We start from the raw sequence: 21096 nt of genomic DNA on the forward strand, positions 1-21096 counted from the left end.
AGAATGAATGAAGCGGTTAATCTGGGGTTAATGATGGTTAAGGTCCGCAGGGAGGATGAATGAAATGAACGGACAGCGCAGAGAACAGCTGCAGGCCGGAAGCCTGGTCGATATCGTGCTGAAGGCCGATCAGAGGACAGGTAAGCTTACACGCGGGACGGTGAAGGATATTCTGACACGTTCGGCTACCCATCCGCATGGGATAAAGGTGCGGTTGACAGACGGCCAGGTAGGCAGGGTCAAAGCAATCCTGCAGTCATCACCTGAGCAGGCATGATCAGGTAGGACAACAGTATCTTGCCCCAAAGGAACAACGTGGGGAGCGGCTGGGCACAGCAGGGTGAGATGATGGACACCGCATTGTGTTCAGCCGCTGCTCGCTGTTAGCCCTCGACAAGCTGCTAAGTCACGGAGCAGCCCGTCGACAAAAGCAATGGTTCTGCCTGTGAACAGGGTCTTTTATTCGTTTAGTTGACGTTGAGAATCATTATCATATAAAGTGAAGACAGAATGCCGGGCTAATCTGAAGGCATGAGTGGGAGGATGAGAAATAATGGACTACAGGGTGGAGAAGGATACACTGGGTGAAATTCAGGTGCCTGCAGATAAGCTGTGGGCGGCACAAACACAGAGAAGCCTGGAAAATTTTCGAATTGGAACAGAGAAGATGCCGCCCGCATTCATCCGCACCTTCGCGATGCTGAAGAAGAGCGCAGCGCAGGCGAATATGAAGCTGGGACTCCTGGATGAGGTAAAAGCACAAGCCATCATTGGAGCCGCGGATGAAATTATAGAAGGTAAGCTCGATGACCACTTTCCGCTATCCGTCTGGCAGACAGGCAGCGGTACCCAGACGAATATGAATGTGAATGAAGTGATCGCGAGCCGGGCAAACCAGAAGCTGGCTGAGAATGGCAGCAGTGTGCGCGTTCATCCGAACGATGACGTGAACCGTTCACAGAGCTCCAATGATACCTTCCCGACCGTCATGCATGTCGCCGGGCTGATCGCGCTGGAGGATGAACTGCTGCCTGAATTATCGGCGCTAAAGGAAACCTTTCGCAGCAAGAGCGAGCAATTTAAGGACATCATCAAAATTGGCCGGACTCATCTGCAGGATGCGACGCCGTTGACACTGGGACAGGAAATCAGCGGCTGGAGACGCATGCTGGACAAAACCGATACAATGATCCGGATGAGCTCGGATTTCATGCGGGAGCTGGCAATCGGCGGGACGGCTGTCGGTACAGGTATTAATGCGCACCCGAAATTCGGCGAGCTCACCGCGGAGGCGCTCAGTAAATTGACGGGCAGGACCTTCAAGGCTGCGGTCAATAAGTTCCATGCGCTCACAAGTCACGACGAGATGGTATTCGTACACGGCTCACTCAAGGCGCTCGCTGCCGATCTGATGAAGATTGCCAACGATATCCGCTGGCTTGCCAGCGGTCCAAGAAGCGGCATCGGAGAATTAACCATACCGGCCAATGAACCTGGCAGCTCCATCATGCCCGGCAAGGTGAACCCTACTCAGAGCGAAGCGATGACCATGGTTGTTTGCCAGGTGATGGGCAACGATGCGGCAATCGGCTTTGCGGCCAGTCAGGGAAACTTTGAGCTGAACGTCTTCAAACCAGTCATCCTCTATAATTTCCTGCAATCGGTCCGTCTGCTTGCCGACGCTATGCGCTCCTTTAACCGTAACTGTGCAGCAGGACTGGAACCGAACCGGGAGATAATAGCCGCACATCTGGAACGCTCGCTAATGCTTGTAACGGCGCTTAATCCCCATATTGGATACGAGAATGGGGCGATGATCGCAAAGCTCGCCCACAAGGAGGGCATAACACTTAAGGAAGCGGCTCTCAGGAGCGGCCTGCTGACAGCGGAGGAGTTCGATCGGGTGGTGAAGCCTGAGCGAATGATAGCGCCTGGAGAAGGCTGATCAGGAGAACGGATGAGTTCCCGATTTTTGTCATATTATCAGTTAATATGAACGTTGCCTCTTTTTATAATATTATGGGAATAATTTCGAGTAATGGATGCGGCTGTCGGACATGTACCGGCAGCCGCTTGCTTGTCCATTTGCGGGTGAGGCAGGCCGCACCCGCATATAGAGAAATTTATTGAGGCGCTTGCAAGCCTTGAAATGCTTGCTGGGAGTGGATTTGATAGGATTTCCCCCCTGAAATGCGAGTTTTCAGAAACATTAAACTTTGAAATATAGGATTGACAATCACAATATATTGATATAAATTTTAATCTATCAACTACATATTGTTTTGACATGGCGCTTTCTCGGTTAATGAAAACCAAGAAAGCCCCTTGCCTCTTCATAGACAGGATATAGAGACCCAGCGTATGATTGGTAGAGTCCAGAGCTGTCCTGTGGGATACAGACGAAGTGCTTGCCCCCTATGGACCTAAGTGGTACACCGCCGATCCAGCTTGCTGCCGGGTGATTTTGTGCTGCCTTGCGTGAGGGGATACGGAAGGAGACAGAGACGACAGATGCTTATCGCGTATGATTCAAGGACAGGTAATGTAAGAAGATTTGTCGAAAAACTGAACATGCCGTCGATTCAAATTGACGAAGCAATGCATGTGGACGAGCCCTTCGTGCTCGTTACGTATACGACCGGCTTCGGACAGGCTCCGGAGCGGGTTCTGTCTTTTCTTAAGCACAATCACCGCAGGCTGGTAGGTGTATCGGCCAGCGGCAACCGCAATTGGGGTCAAGGCTTTGCCAAGAGCGCAGACCGGATCTCCGAGCTATATAATGTACCGGTGATCAGCAAGTTTGAGCTGGCGGGAACAACACAAGATGTACATCGATTCGTTCAGGAGGTGAGCGCAGTTGCGGCATATTGAATTAAACAACCTGCTCATGAAGCGCGGGGAAGACGGATTCTTCCAATTGGAGAAGGACAGAGAAGCAGTACAGGCGTTCATGGAGGATGTGGAGCGTAAGAGCATCCGGTTTGCATCGACGTCGGAGAAAGTCAGATATATGATTGACAATGATTATTACGAGGATGTTTACCTCCGCTATTCCGAAGCGGATGTGGAGGAAATTTATAATATAACACACAGCTACCGGTTTGAATTCCCGTCTTATATGGCGGCTTCGAAATTCTATACCGATTATGCGGTGAAGAGCAACGACCGTTCGCTCTATCTGGAGCATTATGCGGACCGTGTAGCGATCGTAGCGCTTCATCTGGCCAGGGGCAATATGGACCATGCCAGAGCGCTTGCCGCTTCGATGATGGAGCAGCGCGTACAGCCGGCTACACCAACCTTCCTGAACGCAGGCAAGAGCAGACGCGGCGAGATGGTGTCCTGCTTCCTGCTGGAGATGGACGACTCGCTCAATTCAATCAATTATGTCCTCGGCACCTGCATGCAGCTGTCGAAGATCGGCGGCGGTGTTGCTGTGAACTTGTCCAAGCTGCGGGGACGCGGCGAGCCGATCAAAGGCGTGGAAGGTGCTGCTAAAGGCATTATGCCGGTCCTGAAGCTGATGGAGGATGCTTTCTCCTATGCGGATCAGATGGGCCAGCGCAAGGGCTCGGGTGCGGGCTATTACAATATTTTCGGCTGGGACGTCATGGAGTTTCTGGACAGTAAGAAGATCAACGCCGACGAGAAGACACGCCTCAAGACGCTGTCGATCGGCCTTATTGTGCCGGATAAATTTTATGAATTGGCTGAACGCAACGAACCGCTTCATGTCTTCGGGCCTCACTCGGTACATAAAGCATATGGCATTCATATGGATGATATGAACCTCGATGAGATGTATGACACGCTGCTGGCTGATGACCGGGTTAAGAAGAAAGTTATTATGAGCGCACGTGATATGCTGGTCAAAATCGCTACGATTCAGCTTGAATCCGGCTATCCGTACATTATGAATAAGAGTAATGCGAACCGGGGACACGCCCTTAAGGCGATCGGTGCGATCAAGATGTCGAACCTGTGCACAGAGATTTTCCAGCTGCAGGAAACCTCGGAGATCGGAGATTACGGCCACGAGGACGTTATTCGCAAGGATATCAGCTGCAATCTGGCATCGCTTAATATTGTCAATGTCATGGAGCATAAGAAGATCCGTGAGTCCGTACATGAAGGCATGACCGCTCTGACCGCTGTAAGCGACATGACGAGCGTAGCGAACGCGCCAGGCGTTGCCAAGGCGAACCGCGAGCTGCACTCAGTCGGGCTTGGCGCCATGAACCTGCACGGCTTCCTGGCGAAGAACGGCATCGCTTATGACAGCGATGATGCCAAGGCATTTGCCCGGACCTTCTTCATGATGGTGAATTTCCATTCCATCGAACGAAGCATGGAGATCGCCCGTGAGCGAGGCATCGTCTTCGAAGGCTTCGAGCGTTCGGATTATGCGACAGGCGAATACTTCGAGCGTTATGAGCAGACGGATTACCGTCCATCCTCCGAGCGTGTGAAGGCTCTGTTTGACGGTATTCCGGTGCCAACACCTGCTGACTGGACGGAGCTGAAGAATCAGGTGGCCCGTTATGGCCTTTACCATGCTTACCGTCTGGCGATTGCGCCAACACAGAGCATCTCGTATGTGCAAAACGCCACTTCGAGCGTTATGCCGATCGTAGAACAGATTGAAACCCGGACCTATGCGAATTCAACAACTTATTATCCAATGCCGTACTTGAGCCGTGAGAACATGTTCTTCTATAAGTCGGCTTATCATATGGACCAGTTCAAGGTGATCGATCTGATTGCCGAAATTCAGAGTCATGTCGATCAGGGAATTTCCACTGTCCTGCATGTCAACAGTGACGTGACGACCAGACAGCTTGCCCGCTACTATATCTATGCGGCCAAGAAAGGGCTGAAATCTCTCTACTATACCCGTACGAACCGGTTGTCCGTAGAAGAGTGCATCAGCTGCTCCGTATAATTATTGAGCGGAACAGGGAAGGGGAGCGCAGCGAATGAGCAACAAGGAAACGGCAGGCGCCAAAAACGCAATTAAGGCGGTTAACTGGAACCGGCCGGATGATGATTTTACAGCAATGTTCTGGAACCAGAACATCATGCAGTTTTGGACGGATGAGGAAATTCCGCTCTCGGATGACAAGATGTCCTGGATGACATTAAACGACGCCGAGCGCGAGCTATATATGAAGGTACTGGGCGGTCTGACCCTGCTGGATACAGTCCAGGGAGGCGTCGGAATGCCCAAAATACTGGAGCATGTAGACGGCTTGCAGCGCAAAGCGGTGCTCGGATTTATGGGCATGATGGAGCAAATCCACGCGAAGTCCTACAGCAGCATCTTCACGACGCTTGCTTCGACCGAAGAGATTGACGGCGTATTCCGCTGGGTGGAGAATCATCCGCTGCTGCAGACGAAGGCGGATACGATCTCACAATATTACAAGAACATTGAGACACCTAAGGATCTGTGGCTGGCAATGGCCGCATCAGTGCTGCTCGAAAGCTATCTGTTCTACAGCGGCTTCTTCTACCCGTTATATCTGGCCGGCCAAGGCAAGATGACAAGCAGTGGCGAGATCATTGACCTGATTCTCCGTGACGAGAGCATCCACGGCTTGTACGTCGGTGTGCTCGCACAGGAGCTTTATGCCGAGCTGGATGCAGAGGACCGCAAGGACGCGCTGGAAGCTTTCCACGGCTTGTTCCAATACCTGCACCGCAATGAAGAGCTGTACACGGATGAGCTGTACACAGCGCTGGGCTTGGCTGAGGAAGTGAAGGATTTTGTCCGCTATAATGCGAACAAAGCATTGATGAACCTCGGGCTTGACCCGCTCTTCCCGGAGCAGGAGGTCAATCCGATCGTGTTCAACGGCATCAGCACCCGGACGAAGCAGCATGACTTTTTCTCCAAGAAGGGCAATGGCTATGTACGGACGACCAATGTGCAGTATCTGACAGACGATGATTTCAAATTCGATCTGTAATCACATGTGTTGAAGCTGCATTCTAAATACCTCATAGACGTAGAACGGTTAAACACAATCGTGTTTGAACCGATATACGTAGATGAGGTGTTTTTTTGTGCAGGCTGGCCATACTAGCAGAGAGAGTAGAAGTAGTAGACAAGGACAAGGGGGGAAAACATGTATAGAAAGTGGATGTGCAAGGAGCACGGACGGCAGCTTCATGCGTATACTTGTCCGCACTGCCGGCAGGCTATGCAGGCGGTTTACGTACCGATTTTCCACACGGAATCTGTGAAAAAGTAGGAAGGCACTTCTATTAAACGCTCCGTTATTCTGCTATAATCAAGCAAAATAAACAGCCATTTGGCAGGTAACGGAGGCAGTATTATGGGAATTGTATATAAGGTTAATGAAGCGGTTCAAACTGAGGATGTCATTCGCGTATTCAGGAGCAGCGGGATTAAGCGTCCTGTCGATCAGCCCGAGCGAATCGCGAAGATGCTGGCTGGTGCGAATCTGACCATTACAGCGTGGGACGATGATAAGCTTGTTGGCATTGCCCGGGCGCTGACGGATTTCTGCTACTGCTGTTATCTGTCTGATTTGGCCGTAGATCTGGACTATCAGAAGAGCGGCGTAGGAAGAGAACTGCTGGTCCTTATCAGGCAGCAGATTGGAGAAGAGGTCTCGCTTATTTTGCTATCGGCCCCCGAGGCCATGGAATATTATCCGAAGGTTGGCCTGAACAAGCTGGAGAATGCCTTCGGTATTCGCCGTCTCCGCTGATCTCCGCAGCGCCCCCTTCTTTAGGGAAAAGGGGGCGCTAACCTAGCGTCCTTTTGTTATAATAGTTGTTAGATATTATTGTCAGCGCTTACAAACATGGAGGACAGATGAGATGAGTGCACAGCGATGAACCATCATAATTGGCTGAAGCGGGCATGGCACGGAATACTGGATATGCGTATGGAACGGAAGCTTCTGTATATTTTCATAGTAGTCATTACAATACCGCTCGGCTTCATTGGTTATATCTCGTACAGCAATTACTCCAGCTCTATTGAGGAGACGACGATCGCCTATTCGACCAATCTGCTCGAAAATATGATGCAGCGGGTGGATGATTATATTGAAGATATGACACGGATCTCCTCCATTCCAGCTTACCAGGATGACATTAAGCAGAATTTGATCCGCTCCAACCGGTATCATGAGCAGCAGAAGCGGCTTGAGCAGCATACGGACCAGACTGTCCCGGCAGATTTTAATCAGCTGCTGTCGATCCAGCGCGGAATTCAGTCGGACATCAAATTTATTAACAACGTCAAACGCGGGGCTAATTCTGTCTATATTTTTGACAAGTACGGTTCAGGTTGCTTCTCGGCGGAAGCCGGCGGTATCCGGCTTAATATAGAGGAGAGCTACAAGTATTGGATGGAGCGGGCGGATGAATCGGGCGGGGAAGCGCTGCTGTTCGGGACACAGAAGTATACAAGCAGCCTGAAGAGCACCCGCTATGCGTTCACCGTCGTCCGTAAAATAATGGATCAAACGCTGCAGCCGATCGGCCTGATTGCTGTAGATGCCAATATCCATGTTATTGAAGACCAGATCACACGTCTGGACAAGCTGACTATGGGCAGCTCGGTGATCATAGATGAGAGCGGGAATGTTATCTATGACAGCGGCAGGGGACGGCTTGCCCTTCCTATTGCCAATGATCCGATTGTCCGCAGTGCCGCAGGGTCGAGGGGGAGCTTCTATCAAGAAGTGAACGGAGAGCGGCAGCTGCATATCTACACTACTTCTCCCAATACGAATTGGAAGGTGATTATCTCCATTCCGGTTCACGAGCTGATGAGGGATTCAATAGTGACCCGGAATGTAACATGGGCTGCGACCTTCCTGACCATCGGAGCTGCGCTTATTCTTTCCATTGTCTTTTCCTTTACCTTAACGAAGCCGCTGCGAAAAATGATGAGGCTGATGCGCACGGTGCAGCAGGGAGATTTCAATGTGAAGTTTCCGGTCAGAAACCGCGATGAGATCGGCCAGCTGGGCAGCCAGTTTAACCGCATGATCACGAGGATCGATGAGCTGATTCAGGATATTTATCAGATGGAAGCGAAGAAGAAGGAAGCAGAGCTGCATGCGCTGCAGACACAGATTAATCCTCACTTTATGTACAATACACTGGAAGCCATCCGGATGGTGGCGGAGCTGAACGATGATGATAAGGCGGCTGATATGCTGGCGGTATTCGGCAAGCTTCTGCGCTATAGTGTAGGCAATCTGAGTCAGCACACGACTTTGGAACGGGAGATTCAGCATGTGAAAGATTATGTCAGTCTGCTGAATTACCGCTACCCCGGCAGGTTCTGTCTGGACATATCGCTGCCTCCTCAGCTTGCCGACTATCCGATGATCCGGCTGATGCTTCAGCCCATTGTGGAAAATGCCGTGTATCACGGTTTGGACGACCGGAAACGGCAGATGGTCATCGGCGTTAAAGCGTGGCTGGATGAGAGGTATCTGACGGTCCAAATTCATGATGACGGAGTTGGCGTGCATGCGGACAAGCTGGCCAGGCTCAACTTATCGTTTCGTCAGGTGGTGCAGTCAGATCAGGAGCATGGCGGAATCGGGCTGAAAAATATTAATGAACGGATTAAGCTTCATTATGGCAGCGGTTACGGCCTTCAGGCCTCTGCCCGTGAAGGGGGCGGGACAGTCGTCACGATGTTATTCCCTACTGAAATCAGCCGCTCCCCTGTAGCAGGTACTAAAGATCACACGGCAGGAGGAGGAGTAGGCCAGTGAAGAAATGCAGCGTCGTTGGGATGCTTCAGCTAATGCTTGTACTGTGTATGGCTGCAGGAATAAGCGGGTGTATGACAGGCAGCACAGACAGAGACCGCCTCCGTGAGGAGGAGGTGGTTAAGCAGGACCAGCCTGCAGCCAACACTCAGGAGACGCTGACCGTGCTGACTAACCGGATCGATCTAATTGAGAATGGGGTTTTGAAGCGCTATGCCGAACGATTCGAGCAGGAGCATCCGGGCGTTCAGGTTGAGTTTGAAGGCCTGACGAACTATGCGGCGGATATTATGGTTCGTCTGTCGACCCGCAGCATGGGGGATGTGCTGCTGCTGCCGACGAATCTGATGGCCCAGGACCTCCCGGCGTATTTTGAGCCGCTGCCGGAGGACATGTTTCAAGAGATGAGGTTTGCCGACTACAAATCCTATAACGGCAATCGTTACGGCATTGCAACAGGGGCAACGACAGACGGGATTGTCTACAACAAGAGGGCGTTCGAGCAGGCTGGGATTACGGACATTCCCCAGACGCTCGAGGCATTCTACGAGGCATGCGAGAAATTGAAGCGCAGCGGGATTATACCTATTTATATTAATTATGGCGCCCAGTGGCCGATGAAGCTGTGGGGGGAGGATTTGGTGAGCTTCCGGACGGGGGATGCGGGCTACCTGAACGCGATGGCTCTGCAGGATGCTCCCTGGCAGCTGGATAATCCATGGGGGGAGTCAATTTCTATTGTCCGCACTCTGATTGACCGGGGATATGCAGAAGAAGATCTAATCGCGAACAATTGGGAAAAATCGAAGACAGACCTGGCGGAAGGCAGAGCGGGAATGTATTTCATGGGCAACTGGGTAATAAGTCAGGTCATCGATGCCGGTGCTGCACCAGAGGATATCGGATTTTTCCCGTTCCCTTATGACAATAATCCGGATAAACGTTATGCGCCGCTAGTGGCCGATTGGTTCATAGGAGTCAGCAAGTTTAGCGGCAGTAAGCAGTTGGCGGAAGAGTGGGTAGAATACTTTGTGAAAAAATCCGGCTATGTGGATGACGGGGGCTTCTTACCGGTCAGACGGGACGCCGCTCCAGAGCTGCCGCAGTTTCAGGAATTCTTGACCTATTCGCCAGTCTTTGTCGAGAGCGAGCCCCCGAGCGATCTGTTCCTGGAGGTTGCTGAACAGGCGCGGATTTCGTTCTGGTCGGGAGACTATATTCAGGAGTTAATTGTGGCGGAGGACCTGAGCGAGGCCTTTGCCCAGTTCAATGTCCGCTGGAGAGAAGCGAGAAGGGGGATTTCAGCTGACTGATGCGTGCATGACGGCGTTTGCGACAGATGGTATACTAAAGGGAATGTGAAAGCGGTTGGAGTGGGATTATGTCAAAAAAAGTCACCATGCAGCAAATAGCTGATTACCTGGGTGTTTCCAAATTCGTCGTTTCCAAGGCGCTCTCCGGAAAAGGCGGCGTCAGCGCCGCGACTAAGGAAAGGGTTATCCAGACTGCATCTCAGCTCGGATATTTTGCACAGAAGAATGCATATGTCAAAAACATGAATCTGGGACAGCCTCTCCCGGCAAGCAGTGCGGGCAGCAGGCAGTCTGTACTGGTATTGATGCCAAATATTCGTTTTCAGACGAAGGATTCCGTGTATTGGGGCCGCATTTTGGATGGAATATCTGCGAAGACGGAAGCAGAAGGACTTGGAATGGTGATCGTGTCGGAGCAGAACGTGGACAACTTTCTGCACATTTTGAATCCGAGCGGTATACTGGGCATGGTCGGAGTCGGACAGATTAGCTCGTCCCTGCTGCTTGAGGCACACAGGGTCGGCGTTACTATGGTGCTTGTCGATCATGAAGATCCGCTGATTCCTACCGACACGGTGTTCGTCAATAACTATGACTGTATGTACCGTCTGACTAAACACTTACTTGCTATCGGTCATCATAACATCCGGTTTGTAGGTGATGTCCGTTATTCCCGCAGCTTCCTCGACCGGTTCGCTGGTTACCGGAGTGCGCTGGAGGAGCAGGGCATACCACTAAGGGATGATAACCTGACCCGGCTGGGTGAAGAAGAGGAAGGCGTGGAGATGATCCGGCAGTGGGCTGCACGGAAGAAGAGGGCCCATACTCTGCCGACAGCGATCATCTGTGCGAATGATTCCATTGCGCGGGACACGATCCGTATATTGTCCGATCTCGGCATATCGGTGCCGGGAGAAGTGTCTGTAACCGGCTTTGATAATATTGAGGATGCTTACCGGATGAGCCCGGCCTTGTCTACCGTTCATGTACCGAAGGAAGCGCTGGGGGAAAGAGCGGTTGTCCGCCTGTTAGAGCGGGTACGGCATCCGGCCGAGCCGCTGGAGAAAATTTTACTGGCGGGCGAAGTGATATACAGGGACTCCACAGCAGATAACCGGATGCGCAGTTGAGCGGCGAAAGCCGCTTGCCGCGCATTCTTCAGTTTGCGGTACGTTAGCATGTTGTGGCAGTGTAGTCCACTTGCACATAACCGCAAACCCTAGGTGAAAATGTATACGGAAAGGCTGGTGCCATAAGACCCTGATCAGACAGTCCTTAGGGTTTACTTGCATCCAGGCAGAGGTTATAGTTGGATAAGATGGTGATTAGTGTGACGTTTTATCCACGACATGTTCGTTATCAAGAAGGATTTGGCGGCCTGCTAAAGCAGTCTCACAAGTAGGGCAGTTAGCAGGATAGTTTCCCAAATTATTCGGATGGAGGCCACAAGGTGAAATGGCTTAGAAGAAATTGGTGGTATGTACTGGTTTCCGTATGCCTGGGATGCTGGCTGCTCGTTGCTGCGATAGCGGGCTGGTGGATAACCGGGGATTGGGGAGGATAAGAGGTTGTTTCCAGCATTCTGCCGGAAACAGCCTCTTCCTTGTTACTTGAGATAAGCGAGGTTGCGGTCGATAAGCCCGATACGCTGCTGGACGCATGCATAAGAGCGCAGCGGGTCCTCCGGCGTATGGATGACGTAATCGAGCAGCCGCTCGACCGTCGTGGTGGCGACATGACAACGGGTATCCGATGAGGCGTAGTAGATGTACATATCCCCGTTGCCGCGGGCGATGACACCATTGCAGAAGACAACATTCGATACATCGCCGATCCGCTCGATCCCTTCAGGAGCAATGAAATGGCCGCCTGGACGGTGGGTAACCAGGTATGGCTTGTCAAGATCGGAGAGGAAAGCATACAGTACATAACGAAGGCCAGCGGCGGTGTTGCGAACGCCATGCGCAATATGAAGCCAGCCCTTGTCTGTCTTAATCGGTGCAGGGCCTTGGCCATTCTTTACTTCCTTAATCGTGTGGTAATGGCGCTCGTCGATAATGATTTCCTGCTTCACCTCGGCATTCTCAATGGAACTCGATAATCCCCAGCCGATTCCTCCGCCTGATCCGGTATCGATAAAACCGTCCTGCGGACGCGTGTAGAAGGCGTACTTCCCATCGAAAAATTCCGGGTGCAGCACAACATTGCGCTGCTGGTTGGAGCCGGTCTTCAGGTCGGCAAGGCGTTCCCAGCTCTTCAGGTCCTTGGTGCGCGCAATGCCGCATTGGGCGATAGCGCTCGACAGATCGCCGCGCGATGCATCCGGGTCTTTGCGCTCGGTGCAGAACAGACCGTAAATCCAGCCGTCCTCATGCTGAACCAGCCGCATATCATAGACATTGACATCCGGGTTGTCCGTCTCCGGCATAACGACCGGATGGTCCCAAAACCGGAAGCCGTCTACACCGCTGCTGCTCTCGGCGATGGCGAAGAATGATTTGCGGTCGTCCCCTTCAACGCGGGCCACCAGATAGAACTTTCCGTCCAGTTCAATGGCGCCCGGATTAAACACACAGTTAATTCCCATTCTCTCCATGAAGTGCGGGTTGGTTGCTGGATTAAAATCATAGCGCCAGATTAGGGGGGCATGCTGCGCAGTAAGCACAGGATCCCGGTACCGGTCATAGATTCCATTGCCTAATGGCTCCTTCTCATTCCTGCGGGCCAGAAGAGCCTCGTACTGCTCTGTCAGCTGCTGCTTGCGTGTTTGGAACAAATTATTCATGGATATCATCCTCCTGTACATTGTCTGTATGTCTGCCAAGACGCTGGGTCATCTCGAGGCAGGCTCTGCCGTTATGGTACGGACATTTCCATGCACTCACCTTGGCATGCCCCTCGGTAGGTACACCGTCACGGGTTACACTCCAGTACCATTCTCCATTATCCTTGTCCACGATGTACCGCCGGATGAAGTTCCACGATGCCTGGGAGGCCTCGAGGTACTTGGGATCACCGGTCATCTGATAGGCATTGTAAAATCCGACTACGGCCTCGGCTTGCGGCCACCAGTCTTTATCCGTGTCAATTAGGCCGGTTGAGTCGGCTTCATTCAGCATGCCACCATCTGGATCCACACCCTCGTTCAAAGCGGCCTCGGCCATCCGGATGGCCGTCCGCTTGACCTTCAGGAGCAGTTCTTCTTCGCCGAGAGCCTCGGCGGCCTCTACAAGCAGCCAGCTGCCCTCGATATCATGACCGTAAGAAATATGGCCCGACTTATTCATCCATTCCTCATCGAAGAACAGCTTGAAATGTGCGGTGTTCTGGTCAATGATGTGCTCAAGCGTCACCTCAATTAACCCCTTGAGAGAGCTGTGCAGTTCAGCAGATGGCCATACACGGAAGAGATTGGTGTAGCCTTCAAGCACATGGAGATGTGTATTCATGGACTTCTTTTCATTCAAATCCTTGCCGCTGAGGCTGAGATTATCCGTCGGGGACCAGTCCCTGGCCAGGGCCTCGACATACCCTTTATTGACGGGGTCATAGCTGTGCTTCTCCAGCAGCCGGAACAGTTCAATTGCCAGATTAAGCGCCTCATGCTTACCGGAGGCCCGATAATATTCAGACAGTGCATAGATCATGAATGCCTGCCCGTACACCTGCTTCTTATCTTCCGTCGGTTCCCCCCGAGGACTTACCATCCAGAAGAGTCCGCCATGCTTCTGATCAATGAAGTGACCCGTTAAATACTGATACGCCCGCTCGGCTGTGGCGTGGTAGCGTTCATCCTTATAGATGCGGTAGGCGGAGGCGAAGGTCCACAAAATACGGGTGTGAAGTACAAGACTCTTGTCAGCGTGACGATTGATTTGCAGATCTTGGGCAATTTCACCCAGGAAGCCCCCGTTTTCTTCATCCGGTGTATGCGTCATCCAGAACGATAAAATATTATTCTGCAGCTCTTGTTCAATCTCAGCAATCCAATTATTCCGCCAGTCGGCCAGTTTGCTCATCCTCCCGATACCTCCTAATCACTTATTTTCCTGGTATAGTACTGCGCTATTACGGTCTCGGCTTTCTTGCCGTACATGCAGTAATCATTATTAACGGAAGCCTCACTAAGGTCATACAAGCGCGGAGGCCAGTCCCAGAGCATAAACCCGCCCATCCATTCACGGCGGTCACAGCTTTCGAACATGGTCTCATAATACCTCTTCTGAGCCTCTTCATCCGGCGGTCCCTGAAGACCCCAATCGTTAGGCAGCTGCTCAGACCCGGTACGGCTCGGGACTCCCGCTTCCATGAAGAAGAAGGGCTTGCCGTGCCGGTTCACGACTTCTTCAATCCGGTCAAGCTGCTCCTCCCAGGTATCAATCGGGTAGTAGCCGCTTGAGGAGATGATGTCTACCGCATCCCACCATCTCACATGATCCTCCTGGTACTTGTCACAGTTGTAGGTAATCGGCCCGGAGTAAACGTTGCGGACTTCGCTGATCAGCTTGCGCCATTCCATCTCCCGCCTGTCGGTCTGGACCATCTCGCAGCCGATGCAGAATAATTCACAGCCGGTCTCCTCGGCCATGCGGGCATAGTGAAGAATGAAGGCTTCATAAGCGGCAAACCACTCAGACCACTTGGGCTCGCAGGGAACATCCATATCGAAGAAGTTAATATGGGCACGCCACGTCCCGTTCCGGACATTAACTACGGGCTTCAGTACAACCTTGAGCCCCATGCTTTTCGCTTGACGGATGGCCCACACTACCTCTTCATCCGTTACAGTAGGCGCTTCCCAATACGAAATCTCCGTCGCCTGGGGATGCTCCTGCAGAGCGGCGAAGGTAATCGCTGTCCAGTTGACATTAAGCCTCTGCTTCATCAGCTTCATAGATTTCTCGGCTTCATTATTCCCCCAGGTACCGCGGACCCCGGTCCAGCCCCAGGTCATTCCAGCTATGTAGCGATCCGGTTTCTTCATGAGCATCACTCCTGTCTCAATGCCGGGCCAAGCAGTTAATACAGCGCCAGACATTTCATGTTTGTTTTTTTGTTTGTTTGTTTTGTTAGTTAAAAGGTTGTGTGCGTTATTATAAGCTGCCATTCGCGTTTCTGATTTGTCAAGAATGTAATTCATAATAGCTGGTTGAAGAGAAGGTGAAAATGGAACAGCGGCATTTATGTTGCCATTATAAACGCTTACAGAGTAAATTGTTAGTGAAAAATTATATTTTTCTAAAAAGGTAAACTGAAGACCAGAAAAGAAAATACAGACCATTTTAAGTAAGTATCTCGTTAGATATAATCAAAATGAAAACGTTAACAAGAAATCATTTGCAGGGGGCGAGAATGGTGAGTAGAGTTATTTTGTTAGCAGTAGTAAGTGTTGTTTTAATAACTTTGTTATCTGCTTGTGGTGGTTCAAACAGCAATTTGAATACCTCAAGCAACCAGCCGGCAGGTGAGACGGGCAGTAATGAAGGCGGGCAGGCGACTGGAGAGGGAAGCATCAAGGGTGAATTGGTCTTCCTGACAAACCGGACAGATATGGTCGGCAAGCAGTATACGGATTATGAGAAGCGCTTTGAGGAGCAGTATCCGGAGGTTGACCTTAAATTTGAAGCCATTCAGGATTACGAGAAAAATATGAAAATCCGTATTTCCTCCGGCAGTTTCCCGGATATTGTGTTAATTGGTCCGGGAATTGCGAACTCGGAGCTGCCTAAGTATTTTGCTCCTCTGGATGATATCGAGTTCTCCGGCGATATTTGGTTCGCAGAGTCGAAAGCATCGGAAGGCAAGATGTACGGCGTATCATCCGGCAACAGTACGGTAGGTATTGTGTACAACAAAAAAGCATTTGAGAAAGCCGGCATAAACGAGATTCCGAAGACCCGGGATGAGTTTATGGAAGCAGCTCAAAAGCTGAAGGACGCCGGCATCGTTCCGCTTGCTTCAAACTTTAAGGACAAGTGGCCGCTGGGCGCATGGGTATACGATGTGCCGACGATGATGAGCGCGGATCCGAATCATCAAAACGAGCGGGCTGAGACCGATACGCCTTACACTATGGACAATGTTTATGGCCAATCATGGAGCTTGCTTCGTGAACTGAAGGAGAAGGGATATCTCGAGAAGGATATCAATTCCACGAACTGGGAACAGTCCAAGAAGGCAGTGGCGCAGGGCGATTTCGCCATGTACCTGCTGGGCAACTGGGTCATTAACCAGATTATCGAGAATGGCGCTGCAGCAGAGGACATCGGCTTCTCCCCGTTCCCGGCAGATAACTCCGGTGAGCTGAAAGCGCCACTCAATCCGGATTGGTTCTATGCCGTGAATAAAGATGGGAATGTTGCGGCAGCCAAGGCATTTGTCAAATGGATGATTGAAGAATCGGGCTATGATGAATTTGCCGGGTTCATCCCGACTCTGAAGGATAAAGAAGCAAGTCTGGCCCAGCTGAAGGAATTCCAGGGCTACAATCCGCAGATGATCGAGGCGGGCCCTCCAAGCTCGGAAGCTACCGAAATCCAGAATAAGGCGCAGATTGACCAGGAAGCGGCTGTGCAGGAATTCGTACTTGCCAAGGATCCGCAGAAGGTTCTGGATAAGCTGAACGACCAGTGGACCAAAGCCAAGAAGTCACTCGGCTATTAAACAATCTGGTCTTGGTCCATAGCAGGCAGCCAGTCAAAGTGGATTATCCCGCTGCGGTAATCCACTTTGCGCTTTCATACACGGATTTGGAGAGGAGAGAAGCATATGTTCAGCAGACTTTCGTTTGGCGTACAGAGAAAAATCGTCATCATTGGCTTTATTATGATCCCGCTTGTCCTGCTGCTGACATTTGCCTATTATCCGGCTCTTGAACTCATCAGACTGAGCTTTACGAGCTGGGATGGGCTGAGTCCCGACAAGCAGTGGGTTGGTTTTGAGAATTACCGGGAGGTTTTCCGCAACCCCGAGATCTTCGGCGTTTTCTGGCACAACCTGGCATACTTTGTTATTGGCATTATTCAGAACATACTGGCGATATACTTTGCGGTCATTCTAAACAGCAGACTGAAGGGCAAGCATTTCTTCCGGCTGCTGCTGTTCCTGCCCTACATACTTAACGGTGTGGCCGTTGCTTATCTGTTTGGCTATGTATTCGATACGACGCAGGGATCGCTTAACCTGTTTCTTGGCTCGCTAGGCCTGCCATCCGACACCAGCTGGCTGGGCAGTGAGAGTTTTGTCAACTATACCCTTGCTTCGATTGGATTGTGGCGGTACATGGGCTTTAACATGGTCATCTATCTGGCAGCGCTGCAGTCCATACCGGCAGATATTTATGAGGCGGCATCCATTGACGGGGCAAGCGGCTGGCAGAAGTTCCGCTTCATCACGCTGCCGAACATTTACCGGATTATTGAACTCAACCTGTTCCTGACGGTAACGGGAGCGCTGGAGGTCTTTGATATTCCATTTGTTCTGACTAATGGCGGTCCGGCTGGAGCGAGCGAAACCTTTGTGATGAAGATCATAGAGACGGCATTCCAGTTCAACAACTACGGGCTGGCTTCGGCTATGAGTGTTGTGCTGCTCGTTATTGTAGTAGCTGTGCTATCCGTTCAGCGTTATTTTTTGAATAGGGGGGATCATTAAACATGGGAAACGAGAACAAGATCTGGACGGGTTTAAAGTACCTGTCTCTGCTGCTTGCCGTGTTTGTCGTTCTGTTCCCTCCTTACGTTATTGTGGTCAACGCATTTAAGACAAAGGAAGAGTTCTTCAACAAAACCTCGATGCAGCTTCCCGATAGCTTTGTAAACTTCGGCAATTTTGTGGAGGCCTTCCGGCAGGCGGATATGGGGACGGCATTCGGCAACACATTAATTATAGTGGTCGTAACCCTGCTGCTCAATATTCTGCTGGGTTCAGCATTCTGTTATGCAGTCGGGCGGTTTCAATTCAGGTTCAGGGGGCTGCTCGTCGGGCTCTTCCTGTTTGCGACGATCATTCCGCAGATTACAACCCAGGTTGTTAACTACAAGACCATTCTGTCGCTTGGTCTGACCAACAATCTGATGGGGCCTGTGCTGCTCTATATCGGTGCCGATATTCTACAGATTTATATTTACCTGCAGTTCATCCGCAATATTCCTTATGAGCTGGATGAGAGCGCGCTGCTGGAGGGAGCGTCCCTGTTTCGCATTTATGCCACTATTATCTTCCCGCTGCTGGCTCCGGCCACAGCTACGATTGTGATTTTGAAGACGATTAATATCTATAATGATATGTTTGTGCCATTCCTGTATCTTCCGAGAGCTGAGCATGTCGTGGTATCTACATCGCTTATGAGATTCTTCGGCACGAACAGCGGGGATTGGCAGATGGTGTCCTCAGCTATCCTGATCATTATGATACCTACTGCCGTTATGTACTTGTTTCTGCAGCGCTATATATTTGCAGGGGTAACGAACGGAGCAGTCAAATAAACGGATTAGCCTGTGAAGGCGGAAGGCTTGCGTGCCCTCCGTCTTCGCCTTTGCCGCTGTCTTCATCATAATCAGGTTGCAGAGCACTGCCGTTTCCGGCACACTTGGCAATAGAGGAAGAAGGAGGGCGCAAGCATGAAGATCATGCTGGTGGATGACGAAGACGTTATCCGGCTCGGGTTGGGCAAGATCATCTCCAGAATGGATATGGGCGCAGAACTGATCGGATCATACGCGAATGGAGAAGAGGCATGGGAGCATCTGTCCCGGCTGCAGGAGCGGGAGCTTGACCTGCTCATTACAGATATCAAGATGCCGATGATGGATGGACTGACACTCATTGAGAAGGTCAGGGAACGCCAGCTGTCGGTTCATATTGTGGTCTTAAGCGGGTTTGGGGAGTTTGAATACGCGCGCACAGCCCTTCGCCACGGCGTGCTTGATTATCTGTTAAAGCCCGTAGATAAGGAGCAGCTGTATGAACTGCTGATACGGGTGGGCAAGGAGCGTAATCAAGACTCCGGGTATAGGGAAGAGGATGGCGATCACTACGCTGTGGAGCAGGTTCGGGCTATATTGGACAGAGAGTACGGGGTGCCTTTCGAACTGGAACGTCTCGCTGAACAGATCGGAATGAATGCCAGCTATTTAAGCAGACTGTTCAAGAACAAGACAGCCATGACGATTACCGACTATTTAATTCATGTCCGGATCGATAAGGCGAAGTCGCTATTGCTTGACAACCCCAGCCTCAAAAATTACGAGATCGCCCAGTGCGTGGGCTACCATGATCCGGTTTATTTTAACAAGCTGTTCAAGAAGGTAGTCGGCATGACACCGCGGGATTATAAGGAGAGGAAATCAAGCAGGCTTCCATAAAGCAAGCAGGACACCGGACCCTTGAGGATCCGAGTGTCCTGCTTGCCGGCTGGAAGAGAGAATGGATGGAGTTATTGGCCAGAAGCGATTAGACTGCGCAGCGTTTGCTGGTTTCGCTTAGAAACCGGGAGGCTCTTGGATTCAGGGCCTTTCTCACCGAAATAGAGACGATCGTTCTCAATGTCCGCAATTCTTCCGATATTCACATAACAGTCGCTGCCTACCTTGAAGAAGCTTGCATCATGAATCAGTTCCTGAATTTGCTCCCCGGTCATTCTTTTGCGAATATTATAATTAGTCCCGTGGAAGCATACGAGTCCGGGCGCGCCCAGTCGGAAGAAGATAACATCCTTCTTGATATCCAAATCTTCATACCGGTTACGGACGTCCAGTGCTACACTCATCATTGGTGAGTCCCCCTTAAGAAATGATTGATAGCGCTTTCATTATAGCATAGTTGATTTTGCAATGGAAGCGTTAACTTAGAGAAATAAATGGTTATTATGGAGTGTCCTTGTCCTGGATTTATTGGCGGGGTGGAATCCGGTAAGCTTATTCCTCTATAATAGAGGAAATAATGTGAAGGAGGCGTGCCGTTATGCAGCAGCATACGAATGAATCTCAGAGGACCGGTGAAGCATCCGCACAGGCAACCGAACTTGCCACCTTTGCGGGCGGCTGCTTCTGGTGCATGGTTTCCCCGTTCGAGGAAATGCCGGGGATTCTTAAGGTAGTATCGGGGTATACGGGAGGGCACAAGCCGAATCCCACTTACGAGGAAGTATGCTCGGAGACAACAGGTCATGCGGAAGCAGTTCAGATCACATACAATCCCGATGTGTTTCCCTACCGTAAGCTTTTAGAGCTGTTCTGGCAGCAGATTGACCCGACTGACGCAGGAGGGCAGTTTTTTGACAGGGGACATTCCTACCGGACGACGATTTTCTACCATACGGAGAAGCAGAGACAGGAGGCAGAAGCTTCCAAGGCAGAGCTCCAGGCGAGCGGAAGATTTGATGGCCCGATTGTTACGCCAATTGAACCGGCGTCGGAGTTTTACCCGGCTGAGGATTATCATCAGCAGTTCTACAAGAAGAATCCGAAGCGATACAACAGCTACCGCGAGGGTTCTGGCCGCGATGCTTTCATTGAACGGCACTGGCAGGTTCGCAAGGACCCTGAACAGCTGCGCCGGGAGCTGACGCCCATGCAGTACAAGGTAACCCAGGAGAATGGCACCGAGCCTCCGTTCCAGAATGAATTCTGGGATGCCAAGGGTGAAGGAATTTACGTCGATATCGTATCAGGCGAGCCGTTGTTCAGCTCACTTGACAAATATGACTCCGGCTGCGGCTGGCCGAGCTTCACCAAACCGCTCGTCAAGACGCATGTCGGAGAAAAGATGGATCTCAGCCATGGGATGGTGCGGGTAGAGGTCCGCAGTAAATATGGTGATTCCCATCTCGGACATGTATTCCCGGATGGACCCAAGGAGCAGGGCGGGCTGAGATATTGTATTAACTCGGCTGCACTGCGATTTATCCCGAAGGAAGATCTGGAGAAGGAAGGGTATCCGGAATACCTGTCTCTGTTCAAATAACAAGAATTAACCCCGGGCGTTCGCTGCCCGGGGTTTATTCTTTCTTTAAG

At 51.2% G+C, this 21096-nt stretch carries 18 protein-coding genes; 14 read left to right on the top strand and 4 right to left on the bottom strand.

The genetic code is table 11. The features are described 5' to 3' along the window. The first annotated feature begins 64 nt into the window (after positions 1 to 64). From L1N82_RS08675 to L1N82_RS08715, 9 genes are all read left to right on the top strand, one after another. Positions 65 to 277, top strand: a complete 213-nt coding sequence (locus tag L1N82_RS08675; protein WP_235286995.1) for a YwbE family protein — start codon at positions 65 to 67, stop codon at positions 275 to 277. 276 nt (positions 278 to 553) lie between these two features. Beyond that, positions 554 to 1945 carry a class II fumarate hydratase gene (gene fumC, locus L1N82_RS08680; RefSeq protein WP_235286996.1) on the top strand — a complete coding sequence of 464 codons (1392 nt, stop codon included), beginning with the start codon at positions 554 to 556 and terminating at the stop codon, positions 1943 to 1945. A gap of 566 nt (positions 1946 to 2511) precedes the next feature. Continuing rightward, positions 2512 to 2871 carry a class Ib ribonucleoside-diphosphate reductase assembly flavoprotein NrdI gene (gene nrdI / locus L1N82_RS08685; RefSeq protein WP_235286997.1) on the top strand — a complete coding sequence of 120 codons (360 nt, stop codon included), beginning with the start codon at positions 2512 to 2514 and terminating at the stop codon, positions 2869 to 2871. Continuing rightward, positions 2858 to 4942 carry a class 1b ribonucleoside-diphosphate reductase subunit alpha gene (gene nrdE / locus L1N82_RS08690; protein WP_235286998.1) on the top strand — a complete coding sequence of 695 codons (2085 nt, stop codon included), beginning with the start codon at positions 2858 to 2860 and terminating at the stop codon, positions 4940 to 4942. Before nrdI ends, nrdE begins: the two co-directional genes overlap by 14 nt. A 34-nt stretch (positions 4943 to 4976) precedes the next feature. Further along, on the top strand, positions 4977 to 5969 hold the full coding sequence (gene nrdF / locus L1N82_RS08695; protein ID WP_235286999.1) for a class 1b ribonucleoside-diphosphate reductase subunit beta: 993 nt from the start codon (positions 4977 to 4979) through the stop codon (positions 5967 to 5969). Between the two features lie 369 nt (positions 5970 to 6338). Beyond that, on the top strand, positions 6339 to 6737 hold the full coding sequence (locus tag L1N82_RS08700) for a GNAT family N-acetyltransferase (RefSeq protein ID WP_235287000.1): 399 nt from the start codon (positions 6339 to 6341) through the stop codon (positions 6735 to 6737). Positions 6738 to 6863: 126 nt separating this feature from the next. Further along, positions 6864 to 8771 carry a cache domain-containing sensor histidine kinase gene (locus L1N82_RS08705; protein ID WP_235287001.1) on the top strand — a complete coding sequence of 636 codons (1908 nt, stop codon included), beginning with the start codon at positions 6864 to 6866 and terminating at the stop codon, positions 8769 to 8771. Next, a complete protein-coding gene (locus L1N82_RS08710; protein ID WP_235287002.1) occupies positions 8768 to 10081 on the top strand; it encodes an ABC transporter substrate-binding protein in 1314 nt (437 codons plus the stop codon). The genes L1N82_RS08705 and L1N82_RS08710 overlap by 4 nt, the downstream gene beginning before the upstream one ends. A gap of 68 nt (positions 10082 to 10149) precedes the next feature. Further along, positions 10150 to 11211, top strand: coding sequence for a LacI family DNA-binding transcriptional regulator (locus L1N82_RS08715; RefSeq protein WP_235287003.1), 1062 nt, complete (start codon positions 10150 to 10152; stop codon positions 11209 to 11211). Positions 11212 to 11687: 476 nt separating this feature from the next. Here L1N82_RS08715 and L1N82_RS08720 read toward each other — a convergent pair whose 3' ends face one another. From L1N82_RS08720 to L1N82_RS08730, 3 genes are read right to left on the bottom strand one after another with little or no spacing between them, the layout of a single operon-like run. Beyond that, complete coding sequence (locus L1N82_RS08720) at positions 11688 to 12866, bottom strand: glycoside hydrolase family 130 protein (RefSeq protein ID WP_235287004.1); 1179 nt, start codon at positions 12864 to 12866, stop codon at positions 11688 to 11690. Further along, entirely contained in the window at positions 12859 to 14100 is a 1242-nt protein-coding gene (locus tag L1N82_RS08725; protein ID WP_235287005.1) for an AGE family epimerase/isomerase, read from the bottom strand. Before L1N82_RS08725 ends, L1N82_RS08720 begins: the two co-directional genes overlap by 8 nt. Before the next feature lie 14 nt (positions 14101 to 14114). Beyond that, complete coding sequence (locus L1N82_RS08730; protein ID WP_235287006.1) at positions 14115 to 15065, bottom strand: glycoside hydrolase family 113; 951 nt, start codon at positions 15063 to 15065, stop codon at positions 14115 to 14117. A 452-nt stretch (positions 15066 to 15517) separates the two neighbouring features. Here L1N82_RS08730 and L1N82_RS08735 point away from each other — a divergent pair, with 452 nt between their 5' ends. The 4 genes from L1N82_RS08735 to L1N82_RS08750 all read left to right on the top strand — a co-directional run bounded on the left by L1N82_RS08735 (position 15518) and on the right by L1N82_RS08750 (position 19446). Further along, positions 15518 to 16744, top strand: coding sequence for an ABC transporter substrate-binding protein (locus L1N82_RS08735; protein WP_328284458.1), 1227 nt, complete (start codon positions 15518 to 15520; stop codon positions 16742 to 16744). 105 nt (positions 16745 to 16849) lie between these two features. After that, positions 16850 to 17734, top strand: coding sequence for a carbohydrate ABC transporter permease (locus tag L1N82_RS08740; RefSeq protein WP_235287008.1), 885 nt, complete (start codon positions 16850 to 16852; stop codon positions 17732 to 17734). A gap of 2 nt (positions 17735 to 17736) precedes the next feature. After that, a complete protein-coding gene (locus L1N82_RS08745) occupies positions 17737 to 18567 on the top strand; it encodes a carbohydrate ABC transporter permease (RefSeq protein WP_235287009.1) in 831 nt (276 codons plus the stop codon). A gap of 135 nt (positions 18568 to 18702) precedes the next feature. Next, positions 18703 to 19446: a response regulator gene (locus L1N82_RS08750; RefSeq protein WP_235287010.1), complete on the top strand. Its 744-nt coding sequence runs from the start codon at positions 18703 to 18705 to the stop codon at positions 19444 to 19446. Between the two features lie 71 nt (positions 19447 to 19517). Here L1N82_RS08750 and L1N82_RS08755 read toward each other — a convergent pair whose 3' ends face one another. Then, positions 19518 to 19853: a LytTR family transcriptional regulator DNA-binding domain-containing protein gene (locus L1N82_RS08755; RefSeq protein ID WP_235287011.1), complete on the bottom strand. Its 336-nt coding sequence runs from the start codon at positions 19851 to 19853 to the stop codon at positions 19518 to 19520. Between the two features lie 191 nt (positions 19854 to 20044). On the opposite strand from L1N82_RS08755, the gene msrA reads away from it, so the two are divergent. Beyond that, the gene (msrA, locus tag L1N82_RS08760; protein ID WP_235287012.1) at positions 20045 to 21046 is read left to right on the top strand and encodes a peptide-methionine (S)-S-oxide reductase MsrA; all 1002 of its coding nucleotides are present in this window, start codon (positions 20045 to 20047) and stop codon (positions 21044 to 21046) included. Positions 21047 to 21096: the final 50 nt, after the last annotated feature.

Origin of the sequence: Paenibacillus tarimensis, assembly GCF_021532315.1 — a bacterium.
Classification (GTDB): Bacteria; Bacillota; Bacilli; order Paenibacillales; family Paenibacillaceae; genus Paenibacillus_I; species Paenibacillus_I tarimensis.